A 25,785-nucleotide genomic window follows, 5' to 3' on the forward strand; every position below is an offset into this window, starting at 1 on the left:
TCACAAAAATGGCACTGGAAGGCTAAGGACCAGTGCCGTTTTTCAGATATGAAAGAGCCTTTTGATAAAAGAAAGGGATGCCCCTTTCCTATAAATTTAAAAATTCATAGTTTTGGGACACCCTCGAGAAGCCCCTAGTTCCAGAAATCTGTCCTGTCCCTAAGCTGGATGTCAGCAGCCTTGAAGACCGGGTTTTTGCCCGCCTTTTTCTGCATCATGTAATCCTTCAGGCAGCGGATGGCCGGCTTGCCAAGGATGATGATGACAGGCAGGTTGATGAGAGCCAGGAATCCCATGATAACATCGGCTGTGGCCCATGCGACGGAGAACTCCATGAGGGCGCCGCCAAATACAACGACCGTAGCAAAAAGGCGGAAAACGGTCAGCAGCTTTTTCCCCGGCTTTTTGTCACACAGATAACCGAGGCCCATCTCCGCATAAAAGTAGTTGCCGATGAGTGTGGTGAATGCGAAGAGGAACAGCGCGATTGTGATGAAGGTGGTTCCAAAGCTTCCCAGTGTCTCCGCTGCCGCTGTCTGTACCCAGGGCATTCCCTTCAGCGCATCGCTTGGTGCAACTCCGGAGCAGAGAAGCATGAAGGAGGTTGCAGAGCAGATCACGATGGTGTCGATAAATACGGAGAGCATCTGTACAAGCCCCTGCTTGACAGGGTGGGAGACGGAGGCGCTGGCGGCCGCATTAGGGGCGGAACCGACGCCGGCCTCATTGGAGAAAAGTCCTCTCTTGATACCCTGCATGATGCAGGAGCCTGTAAAGCCGCCAAAGATGGCCTGGAAATCAAAGGCGTTTGTAAAAATATCCACGAACATCTTCGGTATCAGGCTGAAGTGTGTCACAACGATGAAGAGGGCTACTGCCAGATAGAAGATACCCATGACAGGGACAAGTATACCGGTGATCTTTGAAATCTGCGTGCTTCCGCCGAATATACAGATACAGAAGATGACTGCCAGTATGCCACCGATGACGTAGGGAGTAGTCGTCTCGTTAAAAAAGCCGTATGCCCTGAAGGAGTCGGTTATGTTGAAGGAGGCCACCATGTTGAAGCCCACCATGTAGGTGAGGATCAGGAATACGGCAAAGACGGCTCCCAACCAGCGCTTTTTCAGCGCGGCCTGGATATAGTAGGCGGGGCCTCCGTAGCAGGTACCGTCCTGGGCTTTCCTTTTATAGATCTGTGCCAGAGTGCTCTCAATGAAGGCTGAGGCGCTTCCCAGCAGAGCCGTCAGCCACATCCAGAAGACAGCTCCCGGACCGCCGATGCAGATGGCGGTGGAGATGCCGGCAATATTTCCCGTTCCTACTCTGGAGGCCGTGGAGACCATCAGAGCCTGGAAGGAGGAGAGCCCGTCCTCGCTGTCCTTTGGTTCCATGACGACCCGGATCGCTTCCCGCAGCAGGCGGAACTGTACGCCCCGTGTCCGGATGGTGAAATAGATGCCGGTTCCAACCAGAAGGACGATCAGAATGTAGGTGTACAGCAGGTCACTTAAACTGTTGATAATCTGTGCAAACATGTTTGCCCCTCTCTTTCTCATATTTTTATCTTTTGTGTCTGTGTGGTGAAAATAAAGTCGGATATCTGCCCTCAAAGCCAAGACCTCAGCCATGTTGAAAAGGGAGTGGCAGACTCCTATATCATATCTCAGAAAAAGGGGGTTTGTCCAGCAAAATTTCCCGATAAAATGCACAAAATCCGAAGTGAAAACTTGACAGACAATCTTCCTATGGTAAAATTAGAAATAGTGTACATTTACGCAAAGTATTTAGGAGGAATGAACAATGGCAGTACCTTATAACCATAAGGCGATCGAGAAGAAGTGGAGGGAAAACTGGGAGAAGAACCCGGTGAATACCAAGGTAGATAAGAACGGCAACAAGCGTGAGAAATATTACTGTCTGGACATGTTCCCGTACCCATCAGGAAACGGGCTCCATGTAGGACACTGGAGAGGGTATGTGATCTCCGATGTGTGGAGCAGATACAAGCTTCTCCAGGGCTACTATATCATCCATCCCATGGGCTGGGACGCCTTCGGCCTTCCGGCTGAGAACTACGCCATCAAGATGGGCGTACACCCGGCCAAATCCACAGCTGAGAACATCAAGCACATCAAGGAGCAGATCAACCAGATCGCGGCTCTCTATGACTGGGATATGGAGGTCAACACCACAGATCCGGAGTTCTACAAGTGGACACAGTGGATCTTTGTGAAGATGTTCAAGGCGGGGCTCGCCTATGAGAAGGAGTTCCCCATCAACTGGTGTCCCTCCTGCAAGACAGGTCTTGCCAATGAGGAGGTTGTCAACGGAAAATGTGAGCGCTGCGGCACAGAGGTGACAAAGAAAAATCTACGCCAGTGGATGCTGCGGATCACAAAGTACGCGGAGCGTCTTCTGAACGACCTGGACAAGCTGGACTGGCCGGAGAAGGTTAAGAAGATGCAGACAGACTGGATCGGAAAGTCCTACGGAGCAGAGGTGGATTTCCCGGTGGAGGGAAGAGAGGAGAAGATCACGGTCTACACTACTCGCCCCGACACTCTGTACGGCGCTACCTTCATGGTGCTGGCTCCGGAGCACGCCCTGGCGGCTTCCCTGGCCACACCGGAGAACAAGGAGGCTGTGGACAAATACATCTACGAGGCTTCCATGAAGTCCAACGTGGACCGTATGCAGGACAAGGAGAAGACAGGTGTGTTCACAGGGACATACGCCATCAACCCGCTGAACGGCGCCAAGGTGCCGATCTGGCTCTCCGACTATGTGCTGGCTGACTATGGTACAGGAGCCATCATGTGCGTGCCTGCCCACGATGACCGTGACTTTGAGTTCGCAAAGAAATTTGACATTCCCATCATCCAGGTTATCTCCAAGGACGGGAAAGAGATCGAGAATATGACAGAGGCCTACACAGAGGCGTCCGGAGTCATGATCAACTCCGGCGAGTGGAACGGCATGGAGTCCTCCGTGCTGAAGAAGGAAGGCCCACACATTATAGAAGAGAAGGGAATTGGCCGCGCTACTGTCAACTACAAGCTGCGCGACTGGGTATTCTCCCGCCAGCGCTACTGGGGTGAGCCCATCCCCATCGTGCACTGCCCGGACTGCGGCGCCGTGCCCGTTCCGGAGGAGGAGCTTCCGCTGCGGCTGCCGGATGTGGAGTCCTATGAGCCCACAGGAACCGGCGAGTCACCGCTGGCTGCCATCGACGAGTGGGTAAACTGCAAGTGTCCGGTCTGCGGAAAGCCGGCCAAGAGAGAGACAAACACTATGCCCCAGTGGGCTGGATCCTCCTGGTATTTTCTCCGCTACGTGGACAACCACAATGACAAGGAGCTGGTTTCCAGGGAGAAGGCAGACGCCCTCCTGCCGGTGGACATGTACATCGGCGGTGTGGAGCACGCGGTGCTTCACCTCCTGTACTCCAGATTTTATACAAAGTTCCTCTGCGACATCGGCGTGATCGACTTTGACGAGCCCTTTACCAAGCTGTTCAACCAGGGCATGATCACAGGAAAGAACGGTATCAAGATGAGCAAGTCCAAGGGGAATGTGGTGTCCCCGGACGACCTTGTTCGCGATTACGGCTGCGACTCCCTGCGCATGTACGAGCTCTTCGTGGGACCTCCGGAGCTGGACGCAGAGTGGGACGACAGGGGAATTGACGGTGTGTACCGTTTCCTCAAGAAAGTCTGGAACCTGCTGCAGGACAGCAAGGACAAGGATATCAAGGCCACAAAGGAGATGCTCAAGGAGCGTCACAAGCTGGTCTACGACGTGACAACGCGTCTGGAGAACTTCAGCCTGAACACGGTCATCTCCGCGTTCATGGAGCACACCAACAGCCTGGCCGCCATCGCCAAGAAAGAGGGCGGCGTGGACAGGGAGACCATGGAGACAATGGCTGTTCTCCTGGCGCCCTTCGCTCCTCACATGGCAGAGGAGATGTGGGAGGAGCTGGGCCACACAGAGACTGTCTTCCACGCAGGATGGCCGTCCTACGATGAGGATGCCATGAAGGACGACGAGGTGGAGATCGCTGTCCAGGTCAACGGAAAGACAAGGGCAGTGGTAGCTCTTCCGGCGGACATATCCAAGGAGGATGCCATCGCGAAAGGCAAGGAAGCTGTAAAGGATAAGCTGACCGGCAATATTGTGAAGGAAATCTATGTGCCGGGAAGGATTATCAATATTGTGCAGAAATAATAGAAAAAGCAGTATATTTTATTGTTATCATTTCGAAAAGATGTAGTCATTATAAGTTGCCACTGTGTTTTTAAAAGAGCACAGTGGCAGCTTTTTTATAAGTATAATTAGAAATCAAATCTTGATCAGTCTTTTTTTACTAGAGTAAAAAATCTGACAATAGCATTCTGTAAAAATTAATTTACAAAAACACCAATTTGAAATTGTTGAAAATCACTAAAAATAAATATATATAAAAAAGATTATTGACAAAATAGCACAACGGATGTAATATTACATCAGACGTAAGACATCAGATGTCAGATGAACAAAAGGAGGAAATAAAATGGCAAAGATTTATTATGATGGAGATGCGGATTTAGGTCTGGTAACAGACAAAGTGGTTGCAATTGTCGGGTATGGAAATCAGGGGCGTGCGCAGGCTCTTAATATGAAGGACTCAGGTGTACAGAAGATTATTGTAGGTAGCAGACCGGATGGATCATATGAGCAGGCTGAGAAAGATGGATTTGAAGTTTTTCCGATTGCAGAGGCTTGTAAGAAAGCAGATATCATCTTTATGCTTTTGCCAGATGAATTTGCGCCGGAGATTTTCAAAGAACAGATTGAGCCCGGACTTGAGAAAGGAAATATTATTAACTTTGCATCGGCTTACAATATTACTTTTAAGAAAATTGTTCCACCTGAATTCGTGGATGTCGTGATGGCTGCGCCCAGAATGATTGGAGAAGGTGTTAGGGAGATGTACCTGAGAGGAGAAGGTTTCCCGGCATTTGTGGGAGTAGCACAGGATGCATCGGGGAATGCTTTGGAATATGGAAAGGCACTGTGTAAGGCGATCGGTTCAACCAAAAAGGGAGCTATTGAAGTTCGCTTTGATGATGAGACATGTCTGGATTTGATGACAGAGCAAGGAATCTGGCCCATTATCTATCATGTATTTACAGAAGCATTTAGGCTTGAAGTGGAAATGGGACATCCGGAGGAAGCTGTGCTAATGGAAGAGTACGTTTCAAAAGAGCCTATGTTTATGATGGAAAAGGCAGCTGAAATGGGAATGTTTAAGCAATTACCATTTCATTCTCATACCAGCCAATACGGACAGCTGACGAGCTATGAAACATTCGATCCGACACAGATTAGGGAGTTCCTACGTGACAGATACGACAGGATCCGCAATGGCATTTTTGCGGAAGAGTGGGATAAAGAGCAGAAGGAAAATCATCTGTCAACCTTAAAGTCTCTGAGTCAGAAGGCGCTTGACAATGAACTTACAAAAGCGGAAGAGAGACTTTTTGAAAAAATCAAATAACTGGCGTATCACTATATATCCGGCGGTATTCGTACCGCCGGTATATAAAGGAAAGGAGGAATAAGGATGTCTAGTATGACACAGGTAACAATATGGCTTGTGGTATCGATTATTGTAATTTTGATTTCTATTATGAAATTAAAATTAAGCCCTGTGATTGGACTTATTTTTGGAAGTTTGGTTATGGGATTTGGATGTGGCCTGGGACTGGTTGAGACTATAACAACAATAGGGACTGGTTTTGGAGATCTTCTGGCAAGCATTGGTCTTCCGATAGGTCTTGGCGTCATCTTGGGAAAGCTCCTAGAAGAAAACGGCGGAGCTCGCGTAATCGCCGAGACTTTGGTAGGAAAAGCGGGAGAAAAGTATGCGCTGTATGCTTTGGGATTTGCAGCATTTCTGCTTGCAATTCCAGTGTTCTTCGATATTACATTTATCATTTTGGTTCCTCTGGCCATTGAAGTTAGCAAGACGTTAAAGAAACCTTTGCCATACGCAATTGGAGCGGTTACCATTGGAGCGGCAGGGGCACATACACTTGTACCACCGACACCAAACCCTCTTGCGGCAGCTTCGATTTTTGGGTTTGATCTGGGTATTATGATTGGAGTAGGCGCACTGGTATGCCTGTTTGCCTATCTTTTGGGTACATTTATCTACTTTAAGCTGTTGGATAAAGGTTTTTGGAATAAACAGACAGATGAGACAGGTATTCTTGAATTAGGAGAACCTTCACCTATCCCGGAAGGAGCACCTAGCTTTGGAATGGCACTTATACCGCTTTTACTTCCTGTAGTATGTATACTCTTAAGTACAGTAGGTTCCGCTATGGGAATAGAGTCTCCTGTCCTTTCATTTGTAAGCGATAAGACGATAGCTATGCTTCTCGGAACTCTGGCAGCTTATCTTATTTCTATTAAATCTATAGGGAAACGGCTGGAAGATGTGGCAAATAAAGCGGTGGCAGACTCAGGAATTGTTCTCCTTATTACAGGCGCAGGCGGTTCTTTTGGGGCAGTGATCAGTGCTACAGGTTTTGCAGATATAATAGCTGAAAGCTTTGGGAATATTGGATCTTCACCGCTTGTCCTTGTTTTGTTCGCATTTGGAATAGCGGTAGTATTCAGAGTGGCTCTTGGATCCGGGACCGTTGCATCAATTACAACAATGAATATTATGGCAGGCTTTGCAGGTATGACAACCTTACATCCGGTGTTTATTGCGTTAGCGTGTCTTGCCGGTGGAATTAGTATTGGACATGTAAATGACAGTGGTTTTTGGGTAGTGACCAATATGTCTGGTTATACTGTAAAAGGAGGCTTAAAGTCCTACACATTGGCCGGAGCATTTATAGCAGTATTTACTATGATCGTATGTATAATAGCGGCACTTATCAGCTCCATATAAGAATTATGGTATAAACTTTATTTTGCTCTACGTATGGACCGACATTATGTCAGATGTCGGTCCACAGACTTATGGGTTAAGAGCCAGAGTGTCCCATTTTCGGATGGAATGTAAAATGGCCTCATGCATGGCCTCGCTGCTCCTTGTCTCAAATGCTGTTAAAATCCGTGAATGATTTTCAATTACAATATGGGGATAAACCTCATTTGAAACCTTCATAGAGGGTTTGAAAAGAGTCATAATTGCGCTCCCGACACAGGCAAAAAACGGATTTTGTGTTGCTGCATATATAAATTCATGAAATTGGACATCCAGATCCAGATTACTGATATTATTCTCTATGTTTTCAAGCATTTGTGTATGAAGCTCTTTTAAAGTTTCAATTTCTTTATCAGAGATTGTGCTCACAGCAAGACAGCTGGCCGCATCTTCTATAATGCGACGAAATTCTACAAGTTTCTCGTGGTTGCTGTTATTTTGCAGTATGAGCTGATAGGCGAGAGGATTGAGGGCATGGGAATCTATTGAAGTGCGCACTCTGCAACCATGTCCCTTGACAACTTCAACAACGCCGACTGCCTCCAGCATTTTTGTGGCCTCTCTTACGCTGGATTTCCCGACATTGAGACTTTCAGAAAGCTGAGTTTCAGATGGAAGATATTCACCAGGTTTGATCTGGCCGTTAGCCAGTGCTTCTGTAATTTTATCAGTAACCATCCGACTCAGGTTTTTTTTGGGAACTGGCGACAGCCAGGAGTCATTTGAGCTTTTCATAATGTAACCTCCTCATATTTATCACTATTTTAACATAAATAGCCTGTCAATTCTATTGGGTTTTCGAAAAAGATAAATGAAAATATTTTGGAAAGGAAGTGAATAGAATGAGAGATATTTTTTCTTTACAAGGGAAAAAAGCTGTTGTTATAGGAGGAACAAAAGGATTGGGAAAAGAAATGGCAAAAGCTCTGTCACAAGCGGGAGCTGTTGTTGTTATAGCATCCCGGAATGAGCAAGAATGTGAAGAACAGTCCAAAAAGCTTCAGAACGAAACAGAAAAGACAGTGTATGGAATTGTTGGTGATATCTCTACCTGTGCAGGAGCCAGGCAGATTATCTGTAAAGCAGAAGATAAGCTTGGAGGGATAGATATTCTGGTCAACAGTGCAGGAATAAATATCAGAAAACCGTCTATGGACTATACGGAGCAGGACTGGGACGAAGTACAGAATGTTCAGCTTAAGGGTCCTTTTTTTACATGCCAGACTGCGGCAAAGGCAATGGTAGAGAACAATGTCAAAGGGCGGATAATTAATATAGCTTCTATAAACGCAAAAATTATAGCACGGCCGGATATCGTTTCCTATGTAGCGGCAAAAGGAGCAGTCATGCAGATGACAAAGGCGTTGGCTGTAGAGTGGGCTGCGTATGGAATTACTGTGAATTCCATTGCTCCGGGCTTTTTTGAGACGGAGATGACAAAAGTTCTTTTTGAAGACAAAAAGATTAGCAGAAAGCTTTTAGAACACATACCAGTGGGGAGGTTTGGAAACCCAATGACGGATCTGGCAGGGATTGTTGTATATTTTGCTTCCGATGCATCTCAATATACAACAGGGCAGATGATATGCATAGATGGGGGATACACTTGTGTTTGAACATAACAGGAGGGAAAATAGTGTTTAAGGAAATTTCGATCAATGAGCTATCGTTTCAGCCGTTTCAGAAAATGTCAGGAGACTGGATGTTGATAACCGCGGGAGATGAAAGTGGAAATAATACAATGACAGCATCGTGGGGATTGTTTGGTGTATTGTGGAGAAAAAATATTGCGGAGATTTTTATACGTCCGCAGAGATACACAAAGAAATTTGTAGATCAGGAAGATTTGATTACGCTGTCATTTTTGCCAGAACAATACAAAACCGCATTAAAGATATGTGGTACGTTGTCCGGAAAAAATGTGGATAAGTGGAAAGCCTCTGGTCTGCATCCATATTACATTGATAGAACTACAGCGGTGGCAGAAGCAGAACTTATATTAATAGGGAAAAAACAGTATGCACAGTGGATAGACCCGCAGTTGTTTCTTGAGAGAACAAATGATGAGAGGTGTTATCCGCAAAAGGATTATCATCAAATGTATATGCTGGAGATTGTAAAGGTTCTTAAGGCAGAGCAATAAATTTTTGGGCATTAGAAAAGCGGCACCTTATTTATGCGAAAAAGGTGCTCGCTTTTTTATAAAGCTCCAGCAATGCTTCACTCAACAGCTCTTTTTGAACGCAAAATCAGCCATGCGTAGGGAAAAGGAAGTAAGCAATTAGTTTAATAGGTAAAACCGTAGCGCGCAGATCACATTGTATTGTGAAATATAGCTACGGTTTTTCTTCTTTGCTGAATTTAAATTCCACGCCCCAGACAGTGATAATGTATCGTGGATTGTCATATCCATGTACTTTTTCGTAAATCTGTTCTTTTCAAATGAAATACGACATCTGCCCTTTTTGCGATTTCATTAGAATGAGTAATCCATTTTTGTTAAAATATCTTTTGGTTTTAATCGAATTACAGTATAAGAAGCAACGAATACTGCAAAACAAACAAGCAAAAGACCAATGCCATATACTCTTACCATATCAGGAGTTGCGATAGATACGGTTATATCTGTTACACTTTCTCCTGCCTTACCAATGATGTATCTGCCAATTTTATCCGTCAGAATATTTGATAAACAAGCTGTTGCACCCATAGAAAGCAACCCTATTAAGATGTTTTCAGATAATAATTGTCCTATGATTTCTACTTTGCTTCGTCCGATCGCAAGCAGAATACCGATTTCCTTTTTGCGACCTCTTGTCCAAAGCACCAGAAGCAGAATAATGACTAAACTTCCGATAACCGTAATCAATAATACTGCTGCATCAATCATGCTTCCAAAAGAGGAAAGTGGCGTTGATACTAAATCAAAATCTTCTGTGTTAACATTGAATACAAATGTTTTTCCCTTTACTTCCGGAAGATTTTTAATTGTTTCCATCAGCTCTTTTGCTTCTTCCGGAGTATGTGTATAAACATCAAGATAATCATAGCCCTGTAATTCGTAAATTTCTTTTAGGCTATTCACATCAATATATCCAAGATTAGCAGGAATACCATCTGGTGTTATTGCCGAATGTGTCAATCCTTCCGTTCCGCTGAAAATTCCTACGATAGTAAACGTAGAGGTTCCAGCTTCATCAATCCCATTTTGAAATGTAATTTTATCATCAACGGCAAGATTATTTTTGTCCGCCAGTTCTTTTGAAATCAGAGCAACGTATTTGTCATCTGGTTTTATATGCCGACCTTCCTCTAATTTATAAGTCCCATTCAAAAATTTAGTATCTAAGGACGAGTCAAGTAAAGACTGATACGGTGTTGCCAGTCCCGAAGCATTTATCATACCGGGTAAAGGTTCAAAACTTTGAGGTATTCCCCAAAATCCCTCGGAGCTTTTTGCATTATATCCGATAACCTTACCAAGACCAGCGATTTTATCAACTATTTTTTGTGTAATAAAATCCCCGTTATAGGTATAGCCAGAAGCCCCATTACCATAATCTTCAGCAGAACCATAGTTATTCATGTCATTTGTATCAATTTCTATACGAACAGAAGCCCCAACCGTTTCTTTTATCTGCTTTGTTCCCTGCTGAACCGCTTCCTTGCTGGAAATCGCTATTAATACTGTTGTCGACAGTAAAGTAAAAGTTAAGAAAAGCAATAAACTGCGAAGTCGCTGTCTAAAGCAATATTTCATGGCTCGTTTAAAAAAATTCATCTAAAAATCCTCCTAACTCATTTTCGTCAATATTTCTTTTGGTTTTAGAGAAAGCACCATTGCACTTGACACAATCACTGTTAATGCCGTCATGCCAGTTTCCGTCCCCAATAACAATATCGTTTTATAAAAATCAAGCTGTAGATAATTGGTATTCCTTGTTGTCAGTTGAATATCCTTTATGGTTTCCTGCATGACTGCAGCAAACAAGTGTGTGTTTAGCATAGAAGATACGGGAATGAAAATAATAACAGCTAACAAAAAGCCCATGAGCAGTACAAAAACAGCTTCTATCACAAATTGCCCGACAATCTCTTTTTTGCTTCTGCCTATGGAAAGCAAAATGCCCGCTTCTTTTATCCGCCCTCTTATCCTCAGTGTCATCATCAGCATTAAGATTACAATTCCCAGAACAGATACTATTACGATTAAAGAGGTAACTATATTCTGTATTGTCTGCAACTGTGCGGAAATCTTTGAAAACTTGAAATCATTCTTTTGCACAATATGATTATTCCAGTCAATCGAAGTTAAATTTTCGACTTTCTCTGTTATATCATTAAGAAACAGTGGGTCAGAAATAAAAAATGACAATTCTCCCTCATAAACATCCTGTTTCTGCTCTCTCAAATCAAAAAGTAGTTGTCTGTCGGAGAAAATCATATTTTCTGCTTTTTTGCAGTTGGATTTAATCCGCTGTCAGTCATGTTTTTAATTTCAAAAATCCCTTTGATTTCCACAGTAGCAAACGCAGTCTTTTCCTTAATCAGATCAATGTAATTTCCATTTTCGCTTCCTAATTCCGCATGGGTGAGCCTTAGCGTATCTCCGACAGATAACAGATTTTCTCTTGCAAGCTCTTTACTAATGAGAACCTTATTTTTATCTTCCGGCTTAATATGACTTCCCTCTATCAGCCTGCATTCTTCGTTAAAAAAAGTTTTTGTTAAGCTGGAGTCTCTCACCGCAATCACTTCTCCCATGTTACTGTCTTCACTATGTCCCATTCCGGCAATAAATGAAAGATTTTGTCCTTTTGCAAAGCCCTGGTGCTCGGTGTTGTACGTTTTCAGTTCCGTACCAATCACATCTAATATTTGTCGAATAGCACTTTCATAAATGACAGGTGTTCCATTACTGGAAGCTTGACCGTTTTCTGTCACAAATTGTTCATAAGGTCGGATATCAAAAGAAGCTCCAATATTAGAACGCAGGTCTTTAGAAATCTGTGAAGCACCTGCAAACACCGAAATTCCAGCTAACACTGAAAATGAAATAAGGAAAAAAATCCCACATAGGATAAGGTTTTTCCCCTTTTTGCGAGTTAAATATAGGAAAACCCGCTTTCCAATATGCATAAAAACACCGTCCTTTCTTTTCTGTTTCTATCATAAAAAAGGACGGTTTCGTTTTGATTTAATTTCAATTTAATTTTGATTTAGATTTTGAGAATTTATTGTGATTTTAAAGCAGACTCCATTTTCATCATTATTTATCGTATATAAAAGACCGTGTTTTTCTAAAATATTCTTAACTAGATAAAGCCCTAATCCACTGCCACCGGTTAATTTATTATGGGACTTTTCGACACGATAAAATGGTGTAAATATTTTATTCAAATCTTCCTGCGGAATTGTAATTCCCTCGTTTTTAACAAGCAATTCCTTATCTGTAAGAGTAACATATACATTTGTTTCAACAGGTGAATGGCGGATTGCATTATTGATAATGTTATGCAATGCTTTTTCAAAGAGGGACTGATTTCCGATAACCTGCACATCATCTGTTAACCTCGGATAAATTGTAATATTTTTTTCGTCAGCTAATGGCTTCAAATGTTCGCAGACACGTTTTACAATATCTGTCACGGGCAAAGCTGACAGGTTATCTATTTCTCCCAGCTCTAATTTTGAAATAGACAAAATTTCTTTTACGAGATTTTCCATATTTTCAATCTCACGTAATGTCTCTGGCAGGATTTTTCTCGTATCTTTATAACGCCCGATTTCCATAATCATACCTTCTACCTGCCCTTTAATAATGGTGATCGGTGTTTTTAATTCATGCGAAGCCGTAGCGAAAAAATGCTGACGCTGTTTATTCAGTTCTTCAATGTGTTCCATCTCCAACTTCAACTGTTCATTGGCAGTTTCAAGAGCATTCATAGTATCAGACAATTCTGTTGACATTGTATTTAAACTATCTGCCAGTATCCCGATTTCATCAGAACGGGTAATCGTACATTTCCATGTCATATCCAGCTTTGCCATTCGTTTGGATACTTGACTGATTTCTATGATCGGCTTTGCAATCAGCCGACTACAGAACCATGCTCCCAAAAATGAAACAACAAATATGATTATCAAAAGAAATGGCAATAGTTTCAACAATGCGTTATTAAGTTCATGGTTAGAAGAAATAGGTACAACAATATTTATTACGTAAGTTTCAACGGTATCTGCAAATTTAATTTCCTGAGCAAAAGACATCATTTCTGAACTATTTGAAGATAAATTTGAAGGATTACCATACTGATGTTTTTCGCCATTATATTGAAATATGATTGTAGCATGATTATTTTCGCAAAACCTTTCAAGTATATTTTCCGCATTTTCTAATTTTGTTTCAGACAGTGTTTCTACCAATCTATCTATTTCCATATTAGTCTGCTCTGATGAAACAGCAACATAACTTTTAGGAAGAAACAACATAATACTTCCGTAAATAAGAAAACTACAAAAGAGTAAAGACCCGGCGATTAATAAAAATACTTTTATGCTTAAACTGCTTTTAATTTTCGCTTTCAAACTTATAGCCCACCCCTCGTATCGTTTGAATACAGTCAACATCTAATTTACGTCGCAAATTCATAATATGAATGTTTACTGCTTTTTCATCACCCGCAAAATCATATCCCCACACCTGTGAAATAAGATTATCCCGTGTAAGGACTTGATTTTTGTGTTTCAGAAAAGTCAATAACAACTCGAATTCCAGTTGTGTTAATTTGACAGGGATACCATTTTTACACACTTCATAGCTGTCTACATTTAGTTCAATCCCATGAGAAGTCAATATTTTCTGATTTCCTGTTTTTTCTTTTATGCGTCTGAGAACAGCCTCTATTCGCATCAATACAAGTTTTAGAGAAAAAGGTTTTGTAATATAATCATCTACCTGTAGTTCAAATGCTCTTATTTGTGCTTCCTCTTCATCCATTGCGGTAAGCATCATAATGGGGATATCAGACTCTTTGCGTATAAGCTCACATACAGCGTACCCGTCAATTTTCGGCATCATAATATCTAAGAGAATAAGAGCAAATGGCTGTGACTGAAAAAGCGAAAGCCCCTCTAAGCCATCACTGGCTAAGGATACTTCATATCCAGCGTCCGTCAACAAATCATATAAAACATTCTGTATCGCTTTTTCATCTTCAATAATCAGTATCTGTTCTTTCATGTAAGCACCACCTAAAAAAGAATATTCCAATTTTAACATACATTTATTTAGATTTGATTTAGAAACATAAAAAGTTCATTTTAATAGAATATAAGATTTTTGCTATGCAAGGGAGAAAAAGCCCGCCATATGTATTATAATGAAAAAAACGAAGCGGAATAACAGAAAAAAACAGAACAGAGGGTGACGGTATGCTATTAAGAGAAGAAGAGTACAGCCATGCGATAGCGATCCTGGACGGCAGGGAGGAGAAAGGCCCTCTTTTTACAGAGCTGGAGCAATGGTTTGAGGAAACCTACGGCCTGCGGGTCTACGATTATTTCTGCGAACGGACTAACGCGGGGCGGCCCCGACTGCGCCTGCTTCTGTGGGACAGGGACTGCGTCGGGAAGATGAAAAAGGGGGCAAACCCAGATGAGCGGAAGCAGAGACGCACAGCGGAGAAATTTGCCGCTTTGTGTGTCAGGCATAATATGCATCCCACTTACCAAAGACCCGGGGACTTCCTTGTGACCTGCGACACGCTCAGGGACGAGATACAAAAAAGGGCGCTCCAAAGGTGCGCCGGGGAGATCAGGAGCATAGAGGCCCCGGATATTTGGCGGGTGGAAATTCTTTTTGACAGGGTGCATGTCTTTTTTGAGACGGATGAGCAAAAGAACCGTCACCAGGACGACGGCGTGTGCGGCAGTATCAGAAGAAAGCTGGATGCCATCGCAGAGCGGCACGATCCCTTTGGCGCGTTTGCAGAGGGGGTGCAGTGCGTGTTCACAAGCCGCCAGACGCTGGATGAAAAGTATGACGGCAATATGTTTTACTACACAAGATAGGGCGGTGAGAGGAGGGACAGAGCTTGGAGAAATGTCAGTGGTGCATGTGCAATGAGAAGATGATCCGGTATCATGATGAGGAGTGGGGCGTGCCCCTCCATGACGACCGGAAACAGTTTGAGTTCCTGATGATGGAGGTCATGCAGTGCGGCCTGAACTGGAACATGATGATACAGAAGAGGGAGATTTTCCGGCAGTGCTTTGACGACTTTGATTTTGACAAGGTGGCAGGCTACGGCGAGGAGGATGTGGAGCGGATTTTGCAGACAGAGGGCATGATCCGATCAGAGAGGAAGATCCGGGCTGTTATACACAACGCCCGGTGCTTTCAGAGGATCCATCAGGAGGCAGGATCCTTCAGTGCCTACCTGTGGAGCTTTACAGGGGGGAAGACCTACATTTATCCCTCCCATCAGACAGAAGGGCTGCCGGCAAGCAACGAGCTCTCCGACAGGATCAGTCGGGACCTCAAAAAGCGGGGACTGAAGTACATGGGACCTGTCACTGTGTACTCCCATCTGCAGGCCTGCGGCATAATAAACGACCATCAGAGAGACTGTTTTCGGTACGGGGAGCTGCTGAAGCTGGCGGATGTGGAGGAGAGAGGAGAGAGAAAAAATGAGTGAGATAAGTGGAAAATGGTACCAGAGTCTGTTCTGGCTTCTAATCGTATGTACTGTTGCAAGGACCATTTCTAATGGGGAAGGGGACGGAAGGCTCTACACGCTGCTGTGGTTTGTGAATATCCTGGCGACAGTGGTTTATGGAGCCGTCCTGCTTAAGATGGAACATTTCAGTGCTCACTTCAGAATGGCGGGGTTCTGTAAAGCCGCGTCGGCAGTAGTAGGAGTCCTATCTTCTGCCGTGTCCTATTTTCTGGATGGCAGCCTGTTGGTCACTCTTATCATTCTGGTGGTCATTGCATCAGCCGCTGTGGATATAGCAGGAGAGTACCAGGAATTTGCGGGACATGCTGAATTTGTCCACGACAGAGATGTGATACTGAGTGAAAAGTGGCTCAGGCTGCGTCAGTGGTATGTGGGCATGCTGGCAGGATTTGCGGGAGGTACTGTCTGCAGTGCCCTTTTGTTTTTACCGGGAGTGATCGCAATGTTGGCCTGCGGGATTGGGCTGGTTGTTGTGAGTGTTGTGAAAATTGTATATGTATATCGAATGGCCGGACTTTGTCAGGCCTGAAGAGGAGGGGGACTATGATCACAATTTTTAACAGGGAGAGCCTGTGGATCGGAAGAGACATGAAGCGTTTTAACGAGATGAGGGATGTGCTGGAGAGGGAGAAAATTCCCTATACCTACAGGACGAGGAGCAGCGGAAACCGATGGATGGGCCATGGCACGGCCCGTGGAAGCTTTGGAAGCGTGGGAAGTTCGATTGATCTTATGTATGAGTATGAAATCTTTGTTCTGAGAAAGGATCTGGAGAGGGCCAGGTATTTGGTCAATACATACTAGGCGGCAGTTCCGAATTGTTTCCGAAATCAGGCCGTAGTCTTGCCGCGGATGCCTCCGGAGTGTATGCTTTATAACATCCGGGAGGGGAGATCCCTTCCGGGTGCTTCATTTTCTCTGGAGGTAAAAGCTGTATGGACGACAGGACAAAGAAAATCACGGCAGCCGCCATGCTGTCTGCCATTGCCTATGTGGTCATGGCTTTGGGGCGCATCCCGGTTGTGCTCTTTTTGAGCTATGATCCGAAAGATATTGTGATTACTCTGGGAGGGCTGATCTGGGGACCGCTGACCGCCTTCGCCGTGTCAGTCATTGTATCCGTGATCGAGATGGTGACGGTCAGCGATACGGGGGTTATAGGATGCGTTATGAACATCGTGTCCACCTGTGCCTTTGCCTGCATGGCAGCGGTCATCTACCGGAAATTCCGCAGCCTGAAGGGGGCGCTGGCTGCACTGGGAGCGGCCTGCGTGGCCATGACAGCGGTGATGCTGCTCTGGAACTACCTGGTCACTCCCATTTACATGGGCTACCCGCGGGAGGCGGTGGCGCAGCTTCTCCTGCCGGCCTTTCTCCCCTTCAATCTGCTAAAAAGCGGCCTGAACGCGGCATTTACCTTTCTGCTCTACAAGCCGGTGGTCACTGCCCTCAGGAAGAGCGGCTGCATAGAGGGAGCGGAACAGAGGGGCGGAGGACGGCACAGGGGTCTCCTCCTGCTGGCGGCAGCGGTGATCGTTACCTGTGTTATGCTGATCCTTGTATTAAATGGAATGATGTGAGACAGATACCCGGAAGGGAGCAGTGAGGGATGAAAATGACAGAGAAGAAGGCAGAGGAAGAGCTGCTGTCAGGTGAGATAAGAGGGGAAATCATACACAAGAGGGGTATCGGGCGGCTTGTGGGGATTCCCACCGCGGATCTGCGGCCGGATCAGGGCACACAGCTGCCTGGGACAGGCGTGTATGCGGGGAAAATCCTTCTGGACAGTGAGGAAGGCTGCGGGGAATACCCAGGGAGAGAAAGTGAGAGGTACTGCTGCGCCGTACACATCGGCCCCTGCCCCACCATGGACAGCGACAAGGCTGTGCTCGTCAAAATCCATATTCTGGACTTTCAAAGAGAAATATTCGGCAGCAGGGCGACTCTGCGCCTGTACAGAAAAATACGGGATGTCAGAAGCTTTGACAGCGCCTCCCTGCTCCTTGCGCAGATAGAAAAGGACTGTCTGGAGATACGAAGACTCTGGGGGATGGAAGTGCCCCTGGCCAGCAGGCTGACGATGGACGCCTCCATACGCCAGGCAGTGCTGGGAGACCGGGAAATCTATCTCTCAGAAAAGGAATTTGCGGTCCTGTATCTTCTCTGGTCCCATCCGGACATCTCTTTTACAAAAGAAAACATATACGAAACTGTGTGGCAGGAGCCCTCCAATCAGTCCTGCCACGCAGTGGAAAATACCGTCTATCAGATACGGAAAAAGCTAAGGCCTTTTACCTGCGGGCATGAAACCATAAAAACCATCACAGGCTTTGGCTATAAATACAGCGGGAGCTGACTTACTTTTCCTGAAGCCGGGAGATCAGACCGGCGATGGTCTCCGGCGTCTCCTCCAGGTCTTGGGCAATCTCCTCTGCGGATTTTCCTCTGGCCAGCTTCTTCTGCACCTGCTCCAGGAGCCTCAGGTCATAGCCCTCCTTTCTGCCCTCTGTATACCCATCCTCATAGGCCTCACTCTTGATGGCTTTCTCGTACTTGTCTTTGTCAAATGTTTCCAGTATCATCTGCACTACCTCCGCTTTCTGCTGGATCAGGATATCCTTTAGAATACTGTCCTGGATGCAGTCGTCGATGGCTGCCATGATGGCTTCCGCCAGGGGCAGGCTTTCCGCCAGCCGTCCTCGCACTCGGTCCACAAAGATGGCGTACTCCTCCAGCCGGCGGCATTTTTCCATGAGCGCCCGGTTGTGGCCGTAGTTGATGTTCAGTTGTAGAACACAATGTGCTGGGGGAAGGGGAATTTTTTGGCTCCCGAGCTGTAGATGTTGATATTATTCTGGGCAATGATCTTCTCGTACAGCTTCGCAATGTTGATCCCAAGACTGTCCGGGTCTGTGTAGCTGGTCCCGGCCACAGCGTTGTACAGAGACAGAAGGTCCTCCCTGTTGTTGAAGACAAAGCGGAAGAGACGGTCCTTGTACTCCCGATCCGCAGTGGGATATTCTGAGCGATCCATATTTACTTTTTTGGTTATACACATAAATCGTTATACCTCCATTGTAGACATAAAGACAACGGACTGCAACCTTTTAGACGTCTGCAAACTTAATAAAAGGAAATGTTCTGGCGGAAACCGCCCCGGACACGTGCCGGATGATGTAAATAAGAGCGGCTGACACGCAGCCTTTGAGAGAAAGAATTCTCCCGGTGATTGGTTTACATTATACATAAAAAGAAGGGGAATAGCAACAGAAAAATAAAAATATTGACAAGCAACCCGGCCTGTGTTCTACTTTTAGACAGCAGGGTTCTTCTGGAAGGGCCAAAGGAGAATAAGACGAGGAGGAACAGCATGGAGATCGAAGTGATAAACGAGGAATTTACGGTGTGCAAAGTGAAGGATTTCAGTGAGGTGGATCTGACAGATACGTACTGCTTTGTGGGCAAGACGGATGAGGAGTGCTCTCTTGTATGCGCCACAGAGAAGACCCCGGAGAGCACGATAGAGCGGGAGGATGGATGGAGAGCCTTCCGGCTGAAGGGTGTGCTGGACTTTTCTCTGACCGGGATACTGGCGAAGATCGCAGATCTCCTGGCGCACAGAGAAATCAGTATCTTTGCGGTGTCTACCTACAACACGGACTATGTACTGATCAAGAAGGAACAGTTTGGAAGAGCGCTTTCTGTGCTGAAGGAGGACGGATACAGCATAGCAGAGTGAGGAGGAAAGCATGATCGAAATAAAGAGCTGGACAGAAAATTTTATCAGGGCGCTGGAGGAGACCTTTGAGGAACGGATCTGGTTCGCGGGCCTTCAGGGAAGCCGGGGGCGGGGAGAGGAGACGGAAGGCAGCGACATCGACCTGGTAGTGATCCTTGATAAGCTGACACCTGCGGATGTGCGGATCTACGAGGGGATGCTGGACAGGCTGCCGGAACGGGAGCTTGTCTGCGGCTTTCTATCCGGAAAGGAGGAGCTGCTCAGATGGGAGCCGTCGGATCTCTTTCAGTTTTACTATGACACCAGGCCTATTGTGGGAAGCCTGGATGGACTGCTGGAGCGGATCGACGACGAGGCGGTGCGGCGGGCGATAAAGATCGGTGTGTGCAATATTTACCATGGCTGCGTCCACAATATGCTCTACGACAGGCAGGAGGAGATCCTAAAGGGCCTGTACAAGTCGGCATCCTTTGTGGTGCAGGCCATCTGCTTCAGGCAGACAGGAAAATATACGAAAAAACAGAGGGATCTGCTTGACATAGCCGGGAAAGAGGAACAGAATATTGTGGAAACGTTTCTGGCCCTGAAGGAAGGCGGACAGGCGGACTTTGAGGAAATGTCGGACAGGCTGCTTCTGTGGGCCCAGGGATGGATCAACAGACTATAAGGAGGATGGACAGATGATTGAGGACAAGGACTATATCATGCGCCTCACCCACGAGATCGCGCGCATGCTCATAAGACTGATATTTGGCAGGGATATTGACAAGGAGGATGAGCTCCCGGTTTCTGTGGAGAGACTGCGGCAGTTTAAAAATCTGACCGCCATGATAGACGGCGGGCAGATCAACGAGGCGGAAAATCAGCTCCTGGATGAGCTGGATCCGGACAGCCAGTCCTACTTTGAGATGGCTTTGCGCTTTTATGAGAAGCTGGGGTGCAAGAGCGAGGAATTCCTGGAGGAGCACGGTTTTACCCAGGACGAGGTCGTAGACGGAATGAAATACATCGTGGATTCCTACGGATACGGGGACCTGTGGGATCCGGTGAGCAGGTAAGAGGATGAAAAAGGCGATCGTGATAGGCTGTCCCGGCGCGGGGAAAAGCACCTTTGCCCGGAAGCTGCGGGACAGGACATCGCTGCCCTTATATTACCTGGACATGATCTGGCACAGGGCTGACGGCACAAATATCCCCAGGGAAGAATTTGACAGGAAGCTGGGAGAGATCATATGCGGAAAACAGTGGATCATCGACGGAAATTATCTGCGCACCCTGGAAATGCGGCTTGCGGCCTGCGATACCGTCTTTCTCCTGGACTATCCTTTGGAGCTCTGCCTGGCAGGAGCCGGGGAGCGGATCGGGAAAAAGCGGGAGGATCTGCCCTGGGTGGAGACAGAGCTTGACATGGAATTCCGCCAGTGGATCGTGGACTTTCCAAATGATCAGCTTCCCAGGATCTACGACATGCTGGAGAAGTACAGAGACGGCAGAGATATCTATATCTTCCGGAGAAGAGAGGATGCGAACGAGTATCTGGCTTTGCCAGGATAAGCATTTGATGTAAAAAATTTTTTTAGATATGATCGTAGATTGGCCTTGAGACTGCGGCAGAAGCAAGCCTACAGATCTACGTTTTCAAATCGCTTTACAGAAAGTTTGTATGCTAAAGTGACAAAGCATCCGTAACAAAGGATACCAATGAGAAGAAAAGGAATTTGTCTCAAACAATCCGACGGCGCGTAGCTGTCCAGCCATGTAAGCTGGGGAAAACGGACAGCGCCCTCCACAGTGACCATCATCAGCAGCATGGGAATAGCGGCCATTACAAAGGCCCTGCCGGCTTTATATCCGTTCCTGTAATAAGCCGGAAAGAATATAAGGTCAAAGACACTATAGATCATCAGCCCAAATCCAAACCAGGCAATGGTGGCATCAATGCCCACCGGATTGTTTTCTACCTCAAGAATTTTTCTCAAAAAGACAGATGGAACAGCAATCAATAATTGAAATAGCTGGATAGAAATGACCAGCATACATTTACCCTGGACACTTTCTCTTTTTGTTATAGGTAGAATGGCAGTATACCACTGGTCATTGGTCTCTCTGGCATAGAGAAACGTCAAATAAGGAGCCAGACAGCCAAACATAAAGATGACGGTGTAAGGATAGGCCGGTACAATGACCAGGCAGCCAAGAAACGCAAAGATAATGGAGGTGGGGTGGGCTGCCAGAGCCAGCTCTTTATAAAGCAGTTTCATCAATATCACTCCCTTCTGTGCGCAGCATGATCTTTTCCAAGGAGAGCGGCCCGGTATCCCGGTCAGTCCTTAAATGTTCAAAGGAATGGAGAAAAGTCTCTTTGTCTGCGCTTTTTAATACTGTACCGTTTTTAATATAGGTAATATCATCCGCGCACCGATCCAAATCGGAAGTAATATGGGTAGAAAATAAAACGGAGCGCTTCCCATCTTTGACGATGCGGGTAAAGATGTGCAGAATCTCATCCCTTGATACCGGGTCAAGCCCGGAAGTGGGTTCATCGAGAAGGTAAAGCGTGGCGTGGTGGGACAGGGCCAGTGCCAGCAGATATTTCACCTTCATTCCGTTGGAAAGGGAGCGGAACTGCTTACTTTCGTCTAAAGAAAACTGCCGGAGATAATCGTTGTACCGTTCCTGATCCCAGTCTTTGTAAAAGCGCCGGGTCACAGCGGTAATGGCGGAGAGCTTTTTGAGAGGGTAGAAATCAATCCCTCCAAAGACAATGCCGATATCCTGCTTACATTTTTTTTCATGTCCGTAAAAATCTTTCCCCAGCATGGTAACGGTTCCGGATTCGGGCCGTACCATATTTAAAATAGATTTTAATGTGGTGCTTTTACCAGCACCATTTTTGCCGATCAGTCCCATGATGTGTCCGGGTTTTACAGAAAAAGATACATCTTTCAGAGTAAATCCCGGGTAAAGCTTATTTAGATGCTCTACCTGTAAGAGATCGTTCATTCGTGAGCCTCCTTTTCATTGTCTAACATATCCTGCAGAAAGGCGATATTGTGAAGTACGGTGTCTTCGGAGATTAGGGCGATCCCTGCATTTCCCGGATGCTCATCGCCTAAAACAACGAGAAGATCACCGGATTTAATATGGAACAGATCCCGAGCCTTTTTGGGGAGGACAATCTGCCCCCGATCCCCTACTTTGACAGTCCCAAAAAGATGTTTGCCTTTGGGCGGGATGGGCATATGGGATTCCTCCTGGTCGTGGTGGATCAGGGCGTCCACTGATACATCGTAAAGCTCCGCTAACGCATCGCAGTTAAGAATATCAGGAACAGTTTCTCCGGACTCCCATTTGGCCACAGACTGTCTTGTCACGCCCACCTTTTCGGCTACTTCTTCCTGTGAATATTGATGATACTGGCGCAGGGCAGTTAAATTCCGAGAAATCAGATTTGTTTGCTTTTTCATGTATTTCCAACCTCCTTGACTTTATTATACTGAGTTCCTGACAGATTTCTACCAACAGCCCTTAACAAAAAGTGTGCGTTTTAGTTGCCTTTTCAGGTGGGAATCAATACTCCCGCTCATGTCCTGTATCTGTTCCGGCACAGCGTCCGCAAGCTGTCTGTCCGTCACCACAAAGTTTTGTCCGTGTCTGTGATGGCGGAGAGGCGGCGGGCGATGACCCGCAGGGATGCATCCCTGTAGCCCTTTTCTGAAAATTCCTTTTTGGTGCAGGCGAGGATTGCCGTGTACACATAGGGGGCCCCTATGCCTGACATTGATATCCTGTTATAAAATATAAGCATTTGCCCTCTGACCGAATAGCTGGTAAATTAGAAGTAAAAAGAAACCGGATAGTAAGAAAACCTACAGGAGGGATCAGGATGGAACTGCGTGTGCTGAAATATTTTCTGACAGTGGCGGCCGAGGGGAATATCACGAGAGCCGCCGATATTCTTCATGTGACCCAGCCCACACTCAGCCGCCAGCTGAAGGAGCTGGAGGACGAGCTGGGGACGGCGCTGCTGATCCGGGGGAAACGCTCTGTCACGCTGACGGATGAGGGCTTCCTGTTCAGGCAGCAGGCGGAAACCATTGTAGAGCTGGCGGACAAGCTGGAGCATACATTTACAGACAAGAAGGATATCATCTGCGGCACTGTGCGGATCGGCGCCACGGAGGCTGTGGGCGGGCGCACACTGGCTGTCTGTATGAAAGAATTCCGTGAAAAATATCCCGGCGTTCAGTTTGAACTCTACAATGGAATGGCGGACAATATCAAAGAGATGATCGAGCACGGCCTGCTTGACCTTGGCCTTGTGATGGAGCCCATTGACACCGCAAAATTTGAGTATGTGAGGATGCCCCAGAAGGAGACCTGGGGAATTCTCGTCCGACGGGATCACCAGCTTGCGAAAAAGGAGACCGTGACAGCGGAGGACATCAAGCAGTATCCCCTGATCATGCCGGGGCGGGAAAACGCGAAGGAGCAGATCCTCCACTGGATGCAGTGTGAGGAGCGCCATCTGGATATCCCGGCTTACTACAATATCCTTTCCAATGCGGCTCTTCTGGTGGAGGCCGGGATGGGGTGCGCGGTCTGCCTGGACGGAGCTTTGTCCATCCATGCGGACCCGGAGCTCTGCTTCCGGCAGATCCACCCGGCGCATGTCACAAGGAGCGTGATCCTCTGGAAGAAAAATCATCTGTTTTCCCAGGCGGCGTCTCTTTTTGTACAGACAATACAGGAGCATTGAAAATGGCTGCGGCATCGGCTTACGGGTCTGATGCCGCAGCCATTTTCTGCCATGCGGGGAAAGCATGATTTCCCATACCGGACAAGTATTAGACAGAACGGGGCGGCCATAGGATAATGGACGAAAAGGAGGGCCGCCATATGCAGGGAAATGTTTTGATTGTCTGTTATTCCTACTCAGGGAAAACCCGCAGGATCGCGGAAGTGATACAGAGACAGACAGGAGGGCGTCTTGGCCGGATCTATCCAAGACAGCCCTATCCGTCAAATTTTGAGAGGCTTCTGACCCAGGTGAAAAAAGAGATCCGGACGCGGACCAGGCCTCTGCTGCTCCCCGTAGATGACAAGGCGGATGCGTACGATGTGATCTTTGTCGGCACGCCCAACTGGTGCGGGACGATTGCTCCGCCTCTGGCGTCCTGGCTCAGTGAAAATGATCTGGCAGGGAAGACCGTTCTTCCATTTTTCAGCCACTGCGGAGGGGAGGACAGAGGGATGGAGCAGGCCGTCAGGGAACTCTGCCCGGGCGCGAAGATAGGGAGCAGTCTGTATGTGCTGGAAAACGGAAGCGGTGACCTGCAGGGCAGGATTTCGACGTGGCTGAAACAGAATTTTCCGAAAGATTGAAAGGGTATGGTCATGAGTGAAGAAAAGAAAAAAATGAAAACAAAGTCCAAAATCAGGCTGGCAGTAGACCTTCTCATGACTCTGGCGCTCCTGTTCCTGATGGGATATCAGCTCTGGGGAGAGGAGGCCCATGAATGGGCGGGGACAGGCATGCTCGTGCTCTTTATAGCCCATCACCTGCTGAACCCGGGCTGGCACAGAAATCTGTTCCGCGGAAAATATACAGGGATGAGAGCGCTGGTCACCGCGGTGGACCTTGTACTGCTGGCTGTGATGCTCTGCCTGCTGGCAAGCGGCATCAGGATGTCCCGGCATGTGTTTGTGTTCCTTCCCATCGACAGTGGGATGGGGACGGCAAGGCTGATGCACATGGCAGCCTGCTACTGGGGATTTGTGCTGATGGCGCTGCATCTGGGGCTCCACTGGGGCATGGCGCTGGCAGGGGCGCGAAAGATGTCGGAAAAGATAGCGGGAAAGACATCAGGAGAGATGCCGGGTGGCGGCTCAGGAGAGAAAGCGTCTCCCGGGATCCGAGCCCTGGTCCTCAGGCTTCTGGGCGCGGGAATCGCCTGCTATGGGTTGTATGCGTTTGTGAGAAGGGGTTTGGCAACTTATATGTTTCTTAGGACAGAATTTGTTTTCCTGGATTACAGTGAATCCCCGATCACTTTCTATATAGATTACGCGGCAATGATGGGGCTGTTTATCTGGATCGCCTACTATTTGTCCAGAATTCTTCAGAAGCACGGAAAACAGAAAGCTTGAAACGAGGTGGTTTTATGAGAAAGAAATTTGTGATCACACTGGTCGCTGCCATGACTTTTGCAGGCCTGCTGACCGGATGCGGCAGGACACAGGAACCAGAGACAGAGGTCTCGTCCGGCGATGAAGCCGCTGGCACAGGCAGTCCGGACGCTGCCGCCGATTCCCCG

Annotated in this window: 31 protein-coding genes; 18 read left to right on the forward strand and 13 right to left on the reverse strand. The window is 46.7% G+C overall.

All coding sequences use genetic code 11. The features are described 5' to 3' along the window. Positions 1–134 precede the first annotated feature (134 nt). The gene (locus tag H7U36_RS03725) at positions 135–1,538 is read right to left on the reverse strand and encodes an alanine/glycine:cation symporter family protein (RefSeq protein WP_033127118.1); all 1,404 of its coding nucleotides are present in this window, start codon (positions 1,536–1,538) and stop codon (positions 135–137) included. Between the two features lie 265 nt (positions 1,539–1,803). On the opposite strand from H7U36_RS03725, the gene leuS reads away from it, so the two are divergent. The 3 genes from leuS (at position 1,804) to H7U36_RS03740 (ending at position 6,949) form a co-directional block, all read left to right on the forward strand. Next, positions 1,804–4,230, forward strand: coding sequence for a leucine--tRNA ligase (gene leuS, locus H7U36_RS03730; RefSeq protein ID WP_033127117.1), 2,427 nt, complete (start codon positions 1,804–1,806; stop codon positions 4,228–4,230). A 325-nt stretch (positions 4,231–4,555) separates the two neighbouring features. Further along, the gene (gene ilvC, locus H7U36_RS03735; RefSeq protein ID WP_191493160.1) at positions 4,556–5,542 is read left to right on the forward strand and encodes a ketol-acid reductoisomerase; all 987 of its coding nucleotides are present in this window, start codon (positions 4,556–4,558) and stop codon (positions 5,540–5,542) included. Between the two features lie 75 nt (positions 5,543–5,617). Further along, complete coding sequence (locus H7U36_RS03740; RefSeq protein ID WP_243426686.1) at positions 5,618–6,949, forward strand: GntP family permease; 1,332 nt, start codon at positions 5,618–5,620, stop codon at positions 6,947–6,949. 69 nt (positions 6,950–7,018) lie between these two features. On the opposite strand, the gene H7U36_RS03745 is transcribed toward H7U36_RS03740, so the two are convergent. Then, positions 7,019–7,723 (reverse strand): FadR/GntR family transcriptional regulator, encoded by a 705-nt coding sequence (locus H7U36_RS03745; protein ID WP_191493162.1) that lies wholly within the window; start codon positions 7,721–7,723, stop codon positions 7,019–7,021. 107 nt (positions 7,724–7,830) lie between these two features. Between H7U36_RS03745 and H7U36_RS03750 the strand changes: the two genes are divergently transcribed. Further along, on the forward strand, positions 7,831–8,604 hold the full coding sequence (locus tag H7U36_RS03750; protein ID WP_191493163.1) for an SDR family NAD(P)-dependent oxidoreductase: 774 nt from the start codon (positions 7,831–7,833) through the stop codon (positions 8,602–8,604). Positions 8,605–8,621: 17 nt separating this feature from the next. Then, entirely contained in the window at positions 8,622–9,131 is a 510-nt protein-coding gene (locus tag H7U36_RS03755; protein WP_191493201.1) for a flavin reductase, read from the forward strand. A gap of 333 nt (positions 9,132–9,464) precedes the next feature. Here H7U36_RS03755 and H7U36_RS03760 read toward each other — a convergent pair whose 3' ends face one another. The 5 genes from H7U36_RS03760 to H7U36_RS03775 all read right to left on the reverse strand — a co-directional run bounded on the left by H7U36_RS03760 (position 9,465) and on the right by H7U36_RS03775 (position 14,231). Then, a complete protein-coding gene (locus H7U36_RS03760; RefSeq protein ID WP_205155729.1) occupies positions 9,465–10,769 on the reverse strand; it encodes an ABC transporter permease in 1,305 nt (434 codons plus the stop codon). A gap of 12 nt (positions 10,770–10,781) precedes the next feature. Next, complete coding sequence (locus tag H7U36_RS15110) at positions 10,782–11,432, reverse strand: ABC transporter permease (RefSeq protein ID WP_243426687.1); 651 nt, start codon at positions 11,430–11,432, stop codon at positions 10,782–10,784. Next, positions 11,429–12,127 carry a hypothetical protein gene (locus tag H7U36_RS15115; protein ID WP_243426688.1) on the reverse strand — a complete coding sequence of 233 codons (699 nt, stop codon included), beginning with the start codon at positions 12,125–12,127 and terminating at the stop codon, positions 11,429–11,431. Before H7U36_RS15115 ends, H7U36_RS15110 begins: the two co-directional genes overlap by 4 nt. Before the next feature lie 69 nt (positions 12,128–12,196). Continuing rightward, positions 12,197–13,576 carry a sensor histidine kinase gene (locus H7U36_RS03770; RefSeq protein WP_191493166.1) on the reverse strand — a complete coding sequence of 460 codons (1,380 nt, stop codon included), beginning with the start codon at positions 13,574–13,576 and terminating at the stop codon, positions 12,197–12,199. Beyond that, positions 13,560–14,231: a response regulator transcription factor gene (locus tag H7U36_RS03775; protein ID WP_191493167.1), complete on the reverse strand. Its 672-nt coding sequence runs from the start codon at positions 14,229–14,231 to the stop codon at positions 13,560–13,562. Before H7U36_RS03775 ends, H7U36_RS03770 begins: the two co-directional genes overlap by 17 nt. Before the next feature lie 191 nt (positions 14,232–14,422). Here H7U36_RS03775 and H7U36_RS03780 point away from each other — a divergent pair, with 191 nt between their 5' ends. From H7U36_RS03780 to H7U36_RS03805, 6 genes are all read left to right on the forward strand, one after another. After that, a complete protein-coding gene (locus tag H7U36_RS03780; RefSeq protein ID WP_191493168.1) occupies positions 14,423–15,061 on the forward strand; it encodes a hypothetical protein in 639 nt (212 codons plus the stop codon). Positions 15,062–15,084: 23 nt separating this feature from the next. Next, the gene (locus H7U36_RS03785; protein ID WP_033126912.1) at positions 15,085–15,687 is read left to right on the forward strand and encodes a DNA-3-methyladenine glycosylase I; all 603 of its coding nucleotides are present in this window, start codon (positions 15,085–15,087) and stop codon (positions 15,685–15,687) included. Next, on the forward strand, positions 15,680–16,258 hold the full coding sequence (locus H7U36_RS03790; protein WP_191493169.1) for a hypothetical protein: 579 nt from the start codon (positions 15,680–15,682) through the stop codon (positions 16,256–16,258). Before H7U36_RS03785 ends, H7U36_RS03790 begins: the two co-directional genes overlap by 8 nt. A gap of 14 nt (positions 16,259–16,272) precedes the next feature. Beyond that, positions 16,273–16,533 carry a hypothetical protein gene (locus H7U36_RS03795; RefSeq protein ID WP_191493170.1) on the forward strand — a complete coding sequence of 87 codons (261 nt, stop codon included), beginning with the start codon at positions 16,273–16,275 and terminating at the stop codon, positions 16,531–16,533. Positions 16,534–16,664: 131 nt separating this feature from the next. Continuing rightward, positions 16,665–17,309: an ECF transporter S component gene (locus H7U36_RS03800; RefSeq protein ID WP_191493171.1), complete on the forward strand. Its 645-nt coding sequence runs from the start codon at positions 16,665–16,667 to the stop codon at positions 17,307–17,309. Between the two features lie 35 nt (positions 17,310–17,344). Beyond that, positions 17,345–18,085 carry a riboflavin kinase gene (locus tag H7U36_RS03805; protein WP_205155730.1) on the forward strand — a complete coding sequence of 247 codons (741 nt, stop codon included), beginning with the start codon at positions 17,345–17,347 and terminating at the stop codon, positions 18,083–18,085. A gap of 1 nt (position 18,086) precedes the next feature. Here the strand turns inward: H7U36_RS03805 and H7U36_RS03810 are convergent, their stop codons facing one another. Together H7U36_RS03810 and H7U36_RS03815 are read right to left on the reverse strand one after the other, a co-directional pair. Then, positions 18,087–18,482, reverse strand: a complete 396-nt coding sequence (locus tag H7U36_RS03810; RefSeq protein ID WP_205155731.1) for a hypothetical protein — start codon at positions 18,480–18,482, stop codon at positions 18,087–18,089. A gap of 29 nt (positions 18,483–18,511) precedes the next feature. Next, complete coding sequence (locus H7U36_RS03815; protein WP_191493174.1) at positions 18,512–18,763, reverse strand: hypothetical protein; 252 nt, start codon at positions 18,761–18,763, stop codon at positions 18,512–18,514. 336 nt (positions 18,764–19,099) lie between these two features. On the opposite strand from H7U36_RS03815, the gene H7U36_RS03820 reads away from it, so the two are divergent. The 4 genes from H7U36_RS03820 to H7U36_RS03835 are packed head-to-tail and all read left to right on the forward strand — an operon-like array spanning position 19,100 to position 21,022. After that, entirely contained in the window at positions 19,100–19,468 is a 369-nt protein-coding gene (locus H7U36_RS03820; protein ID WP_191493175.1) for an ACT domain-containing protein, read from the forward strand. 10 nt (positions 19,469–19,478) lie between these two features. Beyond that, positions 19,479–20,135, forward strand: coding sequence for a nucleotidyltransferase domain-containing protein (locus tag H7U36_RS03825; RefSeq protein ID WP_033126908.1), 657 nt, complete (start codon positions 19,479–19,481; stop codon positions 20,133–20,135). Between the two features lie 13 nt (positions 20,136–20,148). After that, the gene (locus H7U36_RS03830) at positions 20,149–20,526 is read left to right on the forward strand and encodes a DUF6483 family protein (RefSeq protein WP_205155732.1); all 378 of its coding nucleotides are present in this window, start codon (positions 20,149–20,151) and stop codon (positions 20,524–20,526) included. Positions 20,527–20,530: 4 nt separating this feature from the next. Next, entirely contained in the window at positions 20,531–21,022 is a 492-nt protein-coding gene (locus H7U36_RS03835; protein WP_191493177.1) for a P-loop NTPase family protein, read from the forward strand. Positions 21,023–21,090: 68 nt separating this feature from the next. Here the strand turns inward: H7U36_RS03835 and H7U36_RS03840 are convergent, their stop codons facing one another. The 4 genes from H7U36_RS03840 to H7U36_RS03855 all read right to left on the reverse strand — a co-directional run bounded on the left by H7U36_RS03840 (position 21,091) and on the right by H7U36_RS03855 (position 23,249). Beyond that, positions 21,091–21,729 carry an ABC-2 transporter permease gene (locus tag H7U36_RS03840; RefSeq protein ID WP_191493178.1) on the reverse strand — a complete coding sequence of 213 codons (639 nt, stop codon included), beginning with the start codon at positions 21,727–21,729 and terminating at the stop codon, positions 21,091–21,093. Further along, positions 21,713–22,471, reverse strand: coding sequence for an ABC transporter ATP-binding protein (locus H7U36_RS03845; protein ID WP_191493179.1), 759 nt, complete (start codon positions 22,469–22,471; stop codon positions 21,713–21,715). Before H7U36_RS03845 ends, H7U36_RS03840 begins: the two co-directional genes overlap by 17 nt. Then, positions 22,468–22,935, reverse strand: a complete 468-nt coding sequence (locus tag H7U36_RS03850) for a helix-turn-helix domain-containing protein (protein ID WP_191493180.1) — start codon at positions 22,933–22,935, stop codon at positions 22,468–22,470. Before H7U36_RS03850 ends, H7U36_RS03845 begins: the two co-directional genes overlap by 4 nt. 164 nt (positions 22,936–23,099) lie before the next feature. After that, positions 23,100–23,249, reverse strand: a complete 150-nt coding sequence (locus H7U36_RS03855) for a hypothetical protein (protein WP_191493203.1) — start codon at positions 23,247–23,249, stop codon at positions 23,100–23,102. 105 nt (positions 23,250–23,354) lie between these two features. Between H7U36_RS03855 and H7U36_RS03860 the strand changes: the two genes are divergently transcribed. The 3 genes from H7U36_RS03860 (at position 23,355) to H7U36_RS03870 (ending at position 25,618) form a co-directional block, all read left to right on the forward strand. Further along, positions 23,355–24,227 (forward strand): LysR family transcriptional regulator, encoded by an 873-nt coding sequence (locus H7U36_RS03860; protein ID WP_191428602.1) that lies wholly within the window; start codon positions 23,355–23,357, stop codon positions 24,225–24,227. 140 nt (positions 24,228–24,367) lie between these two features. Beyond that, positions 24,368–24,853: a flavodoxin gene (locus tag H7U36_RS03865; protein WP_191428603.1), complete on the forward strand. Its 486-nt coding sequence runs from the start codon at positions 24,368–24,370 to the stop codon at positions 24,851–24,853. A gap of 12 nt (positions 24,854–24,865) precedes the next feature. Continuing rightward, the gene (locus H7U36_RS03870; protein WP_243426689.1) at positions 24,866–25,618 is read left to right on the forward strand and encodes a DUF4405 domain-containing protein; all 753 of its coding nucleotides are present in this window, start codon (positions 24,866–24,868) and stop codon (positions 25,616–25,618) included. Positions 25,619–25,785: the final 167 nt, after the last annotated feature.

The sequence above is a fragment of the Faecalicatena fissicatena genome (assembly GCF_016900595.1).
GTDB classification, from domain to species: domain Bacteria; phylum Bacillota; class Clostridia; order Lachnospirales; family Lachnospiraceae; genus Claveliimonas; species Claveliimonas intestinigallinarum.